This is a genomic window from Pseudomonas sp. GW456-L12, assembly GCF_059424045.1.
This window is the reverse complement of the sequence record NZ_JBWKZA010000019.1, coordinates 58886-70865: the sequence shown is the minus strand read 5'-3', so window position 1 is coordinate 70865 and position 11980 is coordinate 58886. Positions and strand designations below refer to the sequence as shown.

9 protein-coding genes are annotated in these 11980 nt (G+C 65.7%); 7 read left to right on the top strand and 2 right to left on the bottom strand.

The window, feature by feature from the left end; all coding sequences use genetic code 11:
* Positions 1–130 precede the first annotated feature (130 nt).
* From AC07Y9_RS21755 to AC07Y9_RS21745, 3 genes are all read left to right on the top strand, one after another.
* A complete protein-coding gene (locus AC07Y9_RS21755; protein WP_092160408.1) occupies positions 131–775 on the top strand; it encodes a hydrolase in 645 nt (214 codons plus the stop codon).
* 109 nt (positions 776–884) lie between these two features.
* On the top strand, positions 885–2492 hold the full coding sequence (locus AC07Y9_RS21750; protein WP_102680746.1) for an MFS transporter: 1608 nt from the start codon (positions 885–887) through the stop codon (positions 2490–2492).
* A gap of 462 nt (positions 2493–2954) precedes the next feature.
* The gene (locus AC07Y9_RS21745) at positions 2955–3359 is read left to right on the top strand and encodes a DUF3077 domain-containing protein (protein ID WP_102680747.1); all 405 of its coding nucleotides are present in this window, start codon (positions 2955–2957) and stop codon (positions 3357–3359) included.
* Between the two features lie 210 nt (positions 3360–3569).
* Here the strand turns inward: AC07Y9_RS21745 and AC07Y9_RS21740 are convergent, their stop codons facing one another.
* Positions 3570–4292: a pirin family protein gene (locus AC07Y9_RS21740; RefSeq protein ID WP_085530517.1), complete on the bottom strand. Its 723-nt coding sequence runs from the start codon at positions 4290–4292 to the stop codon at positions 3570–3572.
* A 222-nt stretch (positions 4293–4514) separates the two neighbouring features.
* Between AC07Y9_RS21740 and AC07Y9_RS21735 the strand changes: the two genes are divergently transcribed.
* Complete coding sequence (locus tag AC07Y9_RS21735) at positions 4515–5465, top strand: GlxA family transcriptional regulator (RefSeq protein ID WP_102680748.1); 951 nt, start codon at positions 4515–4517, stop codon at positions 5463–5465.
* Between the two features lie 152 nt (positions 5466–5617).
* Positions 5618–7114 (top strand): ATP-binding protein, encoded by a 1497-nt coding sequence (locus AC07Y9_RS21730; protein WP_102680779.1) that lies wholly within the window; start codon positions 5618–5620, stop codon positions 7112–7114.
* Here the strand turns inward: AC07Y9_RS21730 and AC07Y9_RS21725 are convergent.
* Complete coding sequence (locus AC07Y9_RS21725) at positions 7061–9877, bottom strand: ATP-binding protein (protein ID WP_102680749.1); 2817 nt, start codon at positions 9875–9877, stop codon at positions 7061–7063. The two genes, AC07Y9_RS21730 and AC07Y9_RS21725, sit on opposite strands and share 54 nt — an antisense overlap.
* Positions 9878–10266: 389 nt before the next feature.
* On the opposite strand from AC07Y9_RS21725, the gene AC07Y9_RS21720 reads away from it, so the two are divergent.
* Together AC07Y9_RS21720 and AC07Y9_RS21715 are read left to right on the top strand one after the other, a co-directional pair.
* The gene (locus tag AC07Y9_RS21720) at positions 10267–10842 is read left to right on the top strand and encodes a flavodoxin family protein (RefSeq protein ID WP_102680750.1); all 576 of its coding nucleotides are present in this window, start codon (positions 10267–10269) and stop codon (positions 10840–10842) included.
* A gap of 32 nt (positions 10843–10874) precedes the next feature.
* Positions 10875–11699, top strand: coding sequence for an alpha/beta fold hydrolase (locus tag AC07Y9_RS21715; RefSeq protein ID WP_102680751.1), 825 nt, complete (start codon positions 10875–10877; stop codon positions 11697–11699).
* Positions 11700–11980: the final 281 nt, after the last annotated feature.

The following is an 11980-nucleotide window of genomic DNA, read 5'->3' as shown; positions in this document are numbered from 1 at the left end:
TCCCTTTTTGTTTTGACCCCTAAATTAGCCACCAAGCCGGCAGCAAAGCCTCCCACAGCGGAACCCGCGCCGAGCTCCCGAATTGTGCAACTCAACGTTTGAACCTACTCGACAGCAAAAGGAACGCGCCATGTCTATCCGTGAACTGCTCAACCCAACCAATTCCGCCCTGATCCTGATCGACCACCAGCCGCAGATGTCCTTCGGCGTGCAGTCGATCGACCGCCAGACCCTGAAGAACAACACCGTGGGCCTGGCCAAGGCGGCGAAGATCTTCAACGTGCCGACCATCTTCACCTCGGTGGAAACCGAGAGCTTCAGCGGCTACATCTGGCCGGAACTGCTCAGCGTGTTCCCGGACCACCAGCCGATCGAGCGCACCTCGATGAACTCCTGGGAAGACAAGAAACTGGTGGAAGCAGTCAAGGCTACCGGGCGCAAGAAACTGATCATGGCCGCGCTGTGGACCGAGGTCTGCCTGAACTTCCCGGCCCTGGAAGCCCTGGCCGAAGGCTACGAGGTGTACATCGTCACCGACGCCTCCGGCGGCACCACCCAGGAAGCCCATGACATGTCGGTGCAGCGCATGATCCAGGCCGGCGCGGTCCCGGTGACCTGGCAGCAAGTGCTGCTCGAATTCCAGCGCGACTGGGCGCACAAGGACACCTACGACGCGGTGATGGACCTGGTGCGCGAGCACAGCGGCGCCTACGGCATGGGCGTGGACTACGCCTACACCATGGTGCACAAGGCGCCGCAGCGGCAGGTCAAGTAAGCCTGTCGTCAACGACCACCGGCCGACGCAACCCGCTTGCGCCGGCCTGCGGTCGTTGGCGATAAAAAACGCCCGGACTGCAAACCGTTCCCACGACTCAAGGACCGTCATGAAACAGACCCTCGATTCCTCCCGTAGCGCGGCCTCCCTGTCGCCCTGGAGCCCGCTCAAGCATGGCCTGTTTCGCGGGCTGTGGCTGGCCAGCATCGCCTCGAACATCGGCACCTGGATGCACGAGGTGGGTGCCGGCTGGCTGATGACCTCGCTGTCGGCCAGCCCGATGACGGTGGCGCTGGTGCAGGTGGCCGCCGCGGCGCCGATGTTTTTCCTCGCACTGCCGGCGGGGGCGCTGGCCGATATCGTCGACAAGCGCCGCTACCTGTTGCTGGTGCAGGGCTGGATGGCCAGCGTCGCCATGCTCCTGGCGTTCCTGACCCTCAGCGGCCTGATGACGGTGCCCTTGTTGCTGCTGTTGACCCTGGCCATGGGCATCGGCACCGCCCTGATGATGCCGGCCTGGTCGGCCCTGACCCCGGAACTGGTGCCCGCCGGCGAATTGCCCGCGGCCATCGCCTTGAGCAGCGTCGGGACCAACGTGGCGCGCGCCGTGGGCCCGGCCATCGCCGGGGTCCTGGTGAGCCTGGCCGGGCCCTGGGCGACCTTCGCGGTGAATGCGCTGTCGTTCTTTGCGGTGATCGGCGTGCTCGCCTGCTGGCGGCGCGAGCCGAAGGTCGCGGTGTTGCCGGCGGAGCGGCTGTTCAGTGCGATCCGCGTGGGCTGGCGCTACGCCCGCAGTTCCCATCCGCTGCAACGGGTGCTGATTCGTACCCTGGGGTTTTTCTTTGGCGCCAGCGCCGGCATGTCCTTGCTGCCGTTGATCGTGCGTGGCGAGTTGCAGGGCAGCGCGACCCAGTTCGGCGTATTGCTCGGTAACGTCGGCCTCGGCGCCGTGCTGGGGGCGATGCTGTTGCCAAAGCTGCGCCAGCGCCTGGCGGTGGATCGCCTGGTGGCGCTGGCCAGCGTGACCTACGCCCTGGTGCTGTTCGCCCTGGCCTGGCTGCGCGACTTCTATCTGTTGATCCCGGTGATGCTGATCAGCGGCGGTGCCTGGATCGCCGTGCTCTCGAGTTTCCAGGTGGCGGCCCAGACCTCGGTGCCGGCCTGGGTGCGGGCACGAGCGCTGGCGGTGTATATCCTGATGTTCTTCGGCAGCATGGCCCTGGGCGGGTTGCTCTGGGGCTGGGTGGCCAGCCTGTTGTCCATGAGCCTTGCCCTGAGCCTGGCGGCAGCGGTGCTGCTGGCCGGGGTCGGGCTGACCTGGCGGGTCGGCTTGCCCCAGCGCAGCGCCGAAGACCTGGCGCCGTCGCTGCACTGGCCGCAACCGCTGCTCGGCGCCGACCAGGACCTGGAGCGCGGGCCGGTGATGATCAGCCTGGAATACGACATCGCCCCCGAACACGCCCAGGCCTTCCAGCAGGCGATGAACCCGGTGCGGCGCATGCGCCAGCGCAACGGTTCGTTTTCCTGGTGCCTGCTGCAGGACAGCGAAAACCCGCGCCTGTGGTGCGAGATGTTCTTCGACGAATCCTGGGTCGGCCACCTGCGTCATCACGAGCGGGTGACCCGCGCCGAGCTGAAGATCGAGGCCGCCGCCCGCCGCTTCCAGAGCGACGGGGTGAAGATCCGGATTCGTCATTTGCTCAAGGGGCAGGGCTGAAGGGGCACCTGGTGGTCGGATGCGGGCTTTCACGTACAGGGATTGGGGCGTTCTCAGGTTGTGCATTTGCCCTTTGTAGGAGCAGCCGGTCGACGCTCGATTGTTCGTGAAAAAAGCTCACGGTTTGAGCGGCTTTTCTCTTTGATTTGTAGGGCATTTCCGAGAGAATCGCCGGGTTACATTTCTGCGGTTTTGGCGTCTTGTGCCTGTTGAATGTTCGGGGCTAGGCTGCCCCGGTCGCTGCAAAATCAGCGATCGGGACTGCAAGCCCGAACAAGCAAGAAGCGCTGGACGCACACACGGAATCGTTGAGATGTCAGCTCGATTTATGGTGGCTGCGTGCGGGAGACCTTCGGGTCTGCCGGGTTTGCTTCTTCTTCCCGGTCTTGCAGACCTGCACGTAGCCGCCACCCATCATCTGCAAGTGATGCTGGCGGTCTTCATCAAAGAAGGAGCCGCGTCATGAAAAAGATCGTCCCCGATCCGCCCATTCTTTCGCCCAGCCGCGAACAAATAGTTCAGCTGGAAATTCCCAATCAAACCCTTCTTCAGGCACTGGAAAGTCGCGTTGAGGGTGAGCCTTTGCACCGTGCCTTGCAGGAAACCGGCAGCAGCACGTTCGGTTGTCATGACGGCAACGGCCGTCCGCTATTCGCCGTTCGCCCTGGCGTCAGCGCCGAGGAGGCGTTGTTGCATGTGTCGTTGTTGCTCAAGTGCGCCGAGGAGACGGCGGATGAGATCACCAGTGCCAGCGGGATCGAGCGGGGCTTGATCTGGTCGATGATCCATTCGGTGGAAATGGCGCGGGCGGTGGTGGATGCGTTGCTGGATGGGGCGCGAAGGCAGGGAGAAGCGCAGACGTTTTGAGGCGGGAGGGCATCGCACACCCGTCGAACGGCCGCAGAGGGGCAGGGGGAAAAGGCGAACGCCCCTTGTGCAACTCGGTCAGGCTGGTTGAAGCGAACGAATAGGCGCTAGCGGCTATCAGCCGCTGCGGTCGAGGGCTTCCACTGGCCCCTGGGCGCCTGTCAACGTCGAAAAAAGGCCCGGGGACGCAAGCCCCCGGGCCGGTGCCGGTCAAGGCATTTCCGGCAGTTCCTGCGCCCGCAGATCGAACACCAGCACTTCGGCATTCGCGCCGTTGCTCAAGGTCAGCGCCTGTTCCTCGCGTACCCGCACGCCATCGCCTTCCTGCAAGAGCAGGCCGTTGAGGTCGACCGAGCCGCGGGCCACATGCACATAGGCGTAGCGGTTGGCGTCGAGCTTGAGGGTGGCGCTTTCCTGGCCGTCGATCAGCCCGGCATACACCCGCGCATCCTGGCGCACCTGCAGCGAGCCGTCGGCCCCCTCGGGGGAGATGATCAGTTGCAGGCGGCCGCGTTTTTGCTGCGGGCTGAAATGCTCTTGCTGGTAACGCGGCTTGGCGCCGCTGACGTTCGGCACTATCCAGATCTGCAGGAAGTGCACCGGCTGGGTGGCCGAGTGGTTGTACTCGCTGTGCGCCACGCCGCTGCCGGCGCTCATCAGTTGCACGTCGCCAGGACGGATCACCGAACCGGTGCCCAGGGTGTCCTTGTGTTCCAGGGCGCCTTCGAGCACGTAGGAGAAAATCTCCATGTCCCGGTGCGGGTGTTGGCCGAAGCCTTTGCCGGCGGCGACCCGGTCGTCGTTGATCACCAGCAGGTCGGAAAAACCCTGTTCCCGTGGGTTGCGATAGTTGGCGAAGGAAAAGGTGTGGAACGACTTCAACCAACCGTGGTTGGCGGCGCCGCGATCAGAGGCTTTGCGAAGGGTCAGCATGAGGGAATCTCCTGTCGGAACGGGAATTCGTCCGGTTGAGGAGAAGGCTAATGTTTACCCTGCGGCGCAATAAGTAGATGGAAACTGAAATACTGTCCTGATCAGGTTGACAATTTTGTGCGATGAATCACGTATTCTTGCCCGCTGAGCGCGCGCCGTCCGGGCATAATGTCCAGGGTCGGCGTTATGCTTCCAACCCTTTGATATCAGTGATATTTACCCATGAAAACCGTGGCAATGGTGTTGTTTCCAGACTTTCTCCTGCTCGACATGGCCGGGCCCATGGAGGTGTTTTCCATCGCCAACCGTTATCTGGAGCCGAAGGACCATTACCAGCTCTCGACAATCGGTACCGAGCACGGCGCGTTGCGCGCTTCCAACGGCGTCAAGGTGCAGGCCGATCTGCATATCGACCAGGCGCGCGACAGCTATGACTTGTTGCTGGTGCCCGGGGGGCCGGGGGCCTACAACGAAAAGCACCGACCCTTGCTCGACTGGCTGGCGGCGGCCGTGCGCCGCTCGGCGGTCTATGGCTCGATCTGCACCGGGGCCTTCATCCTCGGGCACGCCGGTTTGCTCGACGGGTATCGGGTGACGACCCACTGGCACTACACGGAACGCCTGATCCGGGCCTTCCCCGAGGCGACGGTGGAGACCGACCAGATCTTTGTCGAGGATCGCAACCTGATCACCTCGGGCGGGGTCACCGCCGGCATCGACCTGGCGTTGGCGGTGGTTGCCCGGGACCACGGCAAGAAAGTCGCCCAGGATGTGGCCAAGGTGTTGCTGGTGGTGATGAAGCGCCAGGGCGGGCAGGCGCAGTTCAGCCCGTTGATGGCCACGGTGGCGCCGCAGGAGACGCCGGTGACCCGGGTGCAGAACCATGTGCTCGAACACCTGGACGAAGCCTTCAGCATCGAGCGCATGGCCAGCCTGGCGAACATGAGTTCGCGGCATTTCGCCCGGGTGTTTGCCCGGGAAGTGAACATGACGCCCATGGAGTTCCTGCAAAGCGCACGGATCGACCGGGCGCGGAACCTGCTGGAGAGCAGCGACCTGCCGCTCAAGACCGTGGCCTACAAAAGCGGCTTCGGCAGTGTGCGGCACATGCGATTCCTGTTCAGCGAAAAGCTCGGCCTGACCCCCACCCAGTACCGCGAACAGTTCAGCTAGCGCCGGCTTGTCCGTCTGGCGCACCGCGATGGCCGTGACGCTCCCTCCAGGGTGGTTGTACCGTCATCGGTGCCTGCCAAGATACCGGGGAACCCTTGGTAAAGGAGGTGCGGGAGCCTGGCACCGGCCAGGTTTCCAGCATGTGGATGCGCATGAACAGCATCAGAGATTTGCACGGCGACGGGCTGCTGCGGTTCGGCCCCTACGCCTTCCACCTGCGGCAGCGGCTGATCCTCGACGGCGACCGGCCGTTGCGCATGGGCGGGCGTGCCCTGGACATCCTGCGGGTGCTGGTCGAGCGCGCCGGCCAGGTGGTGGGCAAGGACGAATTGATCGCTCGTGTCTGGCCGAACTCGGTGGTCGAGGACATCAACCTGCGCGTGCACATCGCCGCCCTGCGCCGCGCCCTCGGCGAGGGCCAGGACGGGCAAGGCTACATCGTCAACATTCCGCAGCGCGGTTACTGCTTCACCGCCCCGGTGCGGCGTGAGGCGCAAGGGGAGCCGGTCGCGCTGGCGAGCCTGCACAAGCCCCAGCACAACCTGCCGGCACGCCTGACCCCGGTCATCGGTCGCGACCCGGTGGTCGGCAGCCTGGTCCGGCAGTTGCCGGTGCGCCGGTTCATGACCCTGGTCGGTCCGGCGGGGATCGGCAAGACCACGGTCGCGCTGCAGGTCGCCGAGCTGCTGTTGCAGCACTACCGCGACGGCGTGTGGTTCATCGACCTGGCGAGCATCGACAACCCGGCGCAATTGGTCGAGCACCTCAGGCACAGCCTCGAACTGGACGCCGGCCTGGAGGCGCTGGCAACCCGGCATGCCTTGCTGGTGCTGGACAATTGCGAGCATCTGCTCGAACGCTGCCGGGCCGTGGTGGAGCCGTTGCTGGCCTCGGCGCCACGGCTGTCGATCCTGGCCACCAGCCGCGAACCGCTGCGGGTTTCGGGGGAGACGGTGCATGGCCTGGCGGCCTTGTCGGTGCCGCCGGCTTCGTCGTTGCACAGCGTGGCGGAAGTCATGAGCCATTCGGCGGTGCAGCTGTTGGTCAGCCGTGCCCGTGCCCGCCAGCAAGGCTTTGCCTTGCGGGAACAGGACCTGGCAGCGGTGCGCGAAATCTGTCGGCGGCTCGATGGCTTGCCATTGGCCATCGAGCTGGCGGCGGCGCAGATCGATGCGCTGGCGCTGGTGGGGCTGCAAGCGCAACTGGACAACTGCTTTCAACTGCTGACCCAGGGGCGGCGCACCGCCGTGGCGCGACATCGGACGCTCGAGTCCGCCCTGGACTGGAGCTATCAGCGGCTGAGCCCGCTGGAGCAAAGCCTGTTGCAGCGCCTGGCGGTGTTCGACATGGCCTTCACTGTGCAGGCCGCCACCGACGTCATCAGCTGTGCGGTGCTGCGGCCCGAGTGCGTGGCCGAGGTGATGGCGCAACTGGCGCGCAAATCGCTGCTGGTGGTGGAGCCCGGCCAGGGCACGACGCATTACCGCTTTCTCAACACTACCCGCGCCTACGCGCTGCAGAAGCTGGAACACAGCGGGCAGCTGCGGGTGTTCGAAAGGCGGCATGCCCACGCCATCGGCAAGGCCCGCTGGCTGTCAGTCAGGCACCTGTCGTTGCAGCTCATCGAGCAGTTCCCGGACGCGGGTTAGGTCCGGCGTGGCAAAACCTTCGGTGAAGCGGGCGTAGAGCGGTTCGAGCAGCTCATGGGCGCGCCGGGCCTGGCCCTGGCGCTGCCAGAGCCGGGCCAGCGAGGTGGCGCTGCGCAATTCCCAGGTCAGCGCGCCCTGGGCCCTGGCCACTGCCAACGCCTGGTGCAGCACCGCTTCGGCGGCGTCAGGCGCATTGTCGGTCAGCAGCGCCTCGGCCCGGGTGCGCAGGATCTCCGCCGTGCTCCAGCCGGCCGTGCCGCTTTCGGCCCGTTGCAGCAAGGCGTTGTCGATGAAAGCGCCGTCCAGGGTCACCATGATTTCCCCGATCAGCCCGGTGCCGGATTGCGGCGGCGAGAACTCCGGGGCGCCTTCGATGACCTGCGCATAGTGCCGGCCCCAGGTGTAGAACAGCAGCACCGAATGCTTCTGCGCCTGCTCCAGCAGCAGGCGCAGGAGTTCGCGGGCAGTCGCGGCGTCGCCGTTGTAGTGGGCTATCAGGCAGCCGGCCAGGGCCAGGGTGTAGCAGATGGAGGTGCCGTGGTTGATCTGCAGGGCGATGTCCAGGGCCTGGCGCGCGGTGCGCCAGGCTTTTTCCGGGTGGCCTTGCAGCCAGAGGATCCGCGCCAGGATCGTCAGGGCGGCGACGCTCTGGTCGTACTGCACGCCAAAGCCGCGGGTGAAGCGGCTCAGATTGCCGCTCTGGGCCATCAGCTGGATGACTTGCTCGGCCTGGTCCCGGGCCCGTGGTTGGTCGCCGGCGAAGTGCAGGGCCAGCACCTGCAGGCGCTGGGTGCTGAGGGACATCGCGGTCGGGCCGGCGCCGCGCCGCGCCAGGTGGTCGAACTGCCGGCTTTGCTCCAGGGCCAGTTGGTAGTGACCGCAACTGAGGTTGACCGCCATGTGCCCGGACACCGCCTTGAGCTGGGCGGCCACATCGTCGGTGCTTTCGGCCAGGGCCCTGGCCGCGACGAAGGCCTCGATGGCCTCGGTGCTGCTGCCCTGGGTGTGGTAGCAGGCGCTGCCGAGGGCCAGCTTGAGGGCCTGGGTCAGGCGCGGGCAGGCCTCGCCCGCCGCGTGAAGCAGGGCCAGGGCTTGGCGCACATAGCCGCCGTGCTCCTTGAGCAGCGACAGCTCCTGCCACAGCGGTGTGGAGGCCGCGGCCAGGTGGATCGCCAGCTGTTGCGGACCCTGGGCATTCAAGCCCCAGTCGAGCGCCGCGCGGATGTCTTCCAGGCTGCGGGCGTGCCGCTCGACCCACAGCGTCGAGGGGGTCTGTTCCCAATCGTCCCGGGCCTGGTGCATCAAGGCCAGGCAACGTTCGGCGTGGCGCCTGCGGGTAGCCGGCAGTTCGGCGGCCTGCTCGAGTTTTTCCAGGGCATAGCTGCGGGTGGTGTCCAGCAGGCGATAGAACACTTCCTCGTCGCCGACCTCCACGTTCAGCAGGGACTTGGCCACCAACTGGGTGATCGCGGTAAAGACCACGCTGGCTTCGATGTGCGCGTCGACGATCACCGCCGCGGCCGATGGCAGGGTGAAGCCGCCCCTGAATACGCCCAGCCGGCGCAGGCAGGCCTGCTCGCAGGCGCTGAGCAGTTCGAAGCTCCAGTCCAGGGTGGCGCGCAGGGTCTGATGACGGCCCGGGGTGACCTGGCAGCCCTGGGTCAGCAGGCGGAAACTGCCGTGCAACTGGCTGAGCAAGCCCGCGAGCCCCAGGTTGCCGACCTGGGCAGCGGCCAGCTCGATGGCCAGGGGAATGCCGTCCAGGCGCCGGCAGATATCGATCGCCAGGGGCAGTTCGTCCTGGCTCAGTTCGAAGCTGTCATGGCTGGCCATCGCCCGCTCGACGAACAATTGCAGGGCCGAGAAGGTCAGGGCCTGGGCGCGGTCCAGCACCGCGATGGGCGGTGGGCAATCCAGGGATTCCAGGCGTTGCAAGAATTCGCCCTCGGCGCGCAGGCTCTCGCGGCTGGTGGCCAGGACATGCACCTGTGGCGCCGCGCGCAGGATGCTTTCGCAGAGCGGCGCGATGGTGTCGAGCAGGTGCTCGCAGTTGTCGATCACCAGCAGCATCTGCCGCTCGCGCAGGAAGTTCGCCAGGCTGGCCAGCGGTTCGTCGTCGTGCAGCGCCAGGTCGAGCAGGGTCGCCAGGTGGCTGGTGATCATCCGTGGGTCGTTGAGCGGGGCCAGGTCCAGCAGGCGGATGCCGTCCCGGTACTGACCGATCAGCTGTTCGGCGACCCGCAGGGCCACGGTGGTCTTGCCGATGCCGCCGGGGCCGACCAGGGTGATGAAGCGCTGGCGCGCCAGTTGCGTCAGCACATTGTCCACCAGGGCCTGGCGCCCGATCAGGCGGGTGCGGCGCACCGGCAGGTTATGCCCGCCCGGCTCGGCCGAAGGGGCTTTGGGGCCTTGCTCGAAGCGCTCGGGGGCGAACGGCTCCAGGGAGAAGGGCGCGACGAAGCTGTAGCCGCGCTGGGCCACGGTGACGATGTAGCGCTGGCCGGCCTGGCCGTCGCCCAGGGCCTTGCGCAGCGCCGCCATGTGCACCCGCAGGTTGGTATCTTCGACCACGCTCCTGGGCCAGACCCGGGCGATCAGTTGCTGCTTGCTGACCACTTCGCCGGCGTGTTCCAGCAGGATCAGCAGGATGTCCATGGAGCGGCGGCCCAGGCGCAAGGGCCGCTCGGCTTCCAGGATCAGGCGTTGCCCGGGGTAGATCCGGTAGGGGCCAAAATGCACGGCCTGTTCGGGGGCTAGGGTCAACGGCTCACTCCTGCTGCTGTGGTCTTTTTCTAGTGCTTCCCGTTGCACCTGGGCGGGAAGGGCGGACGAAGGGCGCGGCCTTCTATCGCGCGGTTTTCGAGCATGTTCCTCAGGTTTCCCGAACAACGCAACGCGGCGCGGATGAGCGCGCATCGACTGCATTGGCCGCAGCAATCTTCTTGCCGGCGATGGCGCCTGTATTCATTGGCCGTGGCCTTGGCGAGGAGCAGGCAGGGGCGGTGCCCGCGCCATTGAAAATTAACAACGTTTAACTCGTCCTGCCTGCGCTCTATGCCCAAAACTCGAGGCCGTCGCCTTGGCTAATCGAAGGGACGGTTGTGCGTGCCACGCGAAGAAAAAAGGGATGAACACCTCTGGAGGATGCCGGAATGAGCAAGGTGGTGGTGGTCTATCACAGTGGCTATGGCCATACCCGGGTCATGGCCGAAGCCGTGGCCCAGGGGGTGGAGAGTCACCTGGGCAGCGCCTGCCGGCTGATTCCGGTGGAGGAGGTGCACGAGCAGTGGGAGTGCCTGCACCGGGCCGACGCCATCATCTTCGGCGCGCCGACCTACATGGGCAGCGCCTCGGCGCCGTTCAAGGGGTTCATGGAGGCCACCGCGGCGTTCTACCTGGCCCAGCCCTGGCGCGACAAGCTCGCCGCCGGCTTCACCAATTCCGGTTGCCTGTGTGGCGACAAGCTCAACACCTTATTGCAGATGGCGGTCTTCGCGGCCCAGCACTCGATGATCTGGGTCGGCCTCGACCTGCTGCCGGCGCGCTCCAGCCGCGGGGTGTTCGATGGCCAGTTGAATCGCCTCGGCAGTTCCCTGGGCGCCATGGCCCAGTCGAATGTCGAACAGTCCCCCGAACACGCGCCGCCCCTGGGAGACCGCCGCACCGCCGCGCACCTGGGCGAGCGGGTGGCGCGCCTGGCCGAGCGCCTGGGCCATTCGTCGATTTGAGTCACCCAACCCCCTGAAGGAGCAAAAACGCCATGAGCACATTCACCACCCGCGACGGTACCGAGATCTATTACAAGGACTGGGGCAGCGGCCAACCCGTCGTCTTCAGCCATGGCTGGCCGCTGAATGCCGACAGCTGGGAGTCGCAGATGATCTTCCTGGCATCCAGGGGCTACCGGGTCATCGCCCATGATCGCCGCGGGCATGGCCGCTCCAGCCAGCCCTGGTCGGGCAACGAGATGGACACCTACGCCGACGACCTGGCGCAGTTGCTCGAACACCTGGACCTGCAAGACGCGGTGCTGTTCGGCTTCTCCACCGGCGGTGGCGAAGTGGCGCGCTACATCGGTCGCCACGGCACGGCGCGGGTCGCCAAGGCCGGGCTGATTTCCGCGGTGCCGCCGCTGATGCTCAGGACCGCGGCCAACCCCGGCGGCCTGCCGATCGAGGTCTTCGACGGCCTGCGCGAAGCGTCCCTGGCCGACCGTTCGCAGCTGTACAAGGACGTCGCCAGCGGGCCGTTCTTCGGTTTCAATCAGCCTGGCGCCAAGCCGTCCCAGGGCATGATCGACTGGTTCTGGATGCAGGGCATGACGGCGGGCCACAAGAACGCCTATGACTGCATCAAGGCCTTCTCCGAAACCGACTTCACCGAAGACCTGAAGAAGTTCGACGTGCCGACCCTGGTGGTGCACGGCGACGCCGACCAGATCGTGCCGATCGAAGCCGCCGGCATCGCCTCGGCCAAGCTGGTCAAGGACGCGAAGCTGCTGGTCTACCCAGGCGCGCCCCATGGCCTGACCGACACCCACAAGGATCAGCTCAACACCGACCTGCTGGCGTTCATCGAGGCCTGAGTGGTTCGGCGACCCGCGCCTGACCCATGAAAAAACGCCGGGAGGTTTTGCCCCCCGGCGTTTTTTTATCTCACGATGATTCCCGTACCGAAGTTTGCTGGACTACGCCGCAGTCTGATACAGCAGGTTTATCCATTGCTTGGACGAGTTCAACCTATGCCGGTGCTTTGCGAAACCTGACCTGACTGCCGACCGCCTGACGCCTATCCGGCCCTTGGAATCCTCTCAAAATCCCCATCGACTTTAAGTAAAGTCCCGCAGACGTTGGGGGGCGACATTGC

What these genes read in the sequence shown, in the direction of transcription:
- AC07Y9_RS21755 (WP_092160408.1), top strand. Translation starts at nt 131, where the DNA reads ATGTCTATCCGTGAACTGCTCAACCCAACCAATTCCGCCCTGATCCTG.
- AC07Y9_RS21750 (WP_102680746.1), top strand. Translation starts at nt 885, where the DNA reads ATGAAACAGACCCTCGATTCCTCCCGTAGCGCGGCCTCCCTGTCGCCC.
- AC07Y9_RS21745 (WP_102680747.1), top strand. Translation starts at nt 2,955, where the DNA reads ATGAAAAAGATCGTCCCCGATCCGCCCATTCTTTCGCCCAGCCGCGAA.
- AC07Y9_RS21740 (WP_085530517.1), bottom strand. Translation starts at nt 4,292, where the DNA reads ATGCTGACCCTTCGCAAAGCCTCTGATCGCGGCGCCGCCAACCACGGT.
- AC07Y9_RS21735 (WP_102680748.1), top strand. Translation starts at nt 4,515, where the DNA reads ATGAAAACCGTGGCAATGGTGTTGTTTCCAGACTTTCTCCTGCTCGAC.
- AC07Y9_RS21730 (WP_102680779.1), top strand. Translation starts at nt 5,618, where the DNA reads ATGAACAGCATCAGAGATTTGCACGGCGACGGGCTGCTGCGGTTCGGC.
- AC07Y9_RS21720 (WP_102680750.1), top strand. Translation starts at nt 10,267, where the DNA reads ATGAGCAAGGTGGTGGTGGTCTATCACAGTGGCTATGGCCATACCCGG.
- AC07Y9_RS21715 (WP_102680751.1), top strand. Translation starts at nt 10,875, where the DNA reads ATGAGCACATTCACCACCCGCGACGGTACCGAGATCTATTACAAGGAC.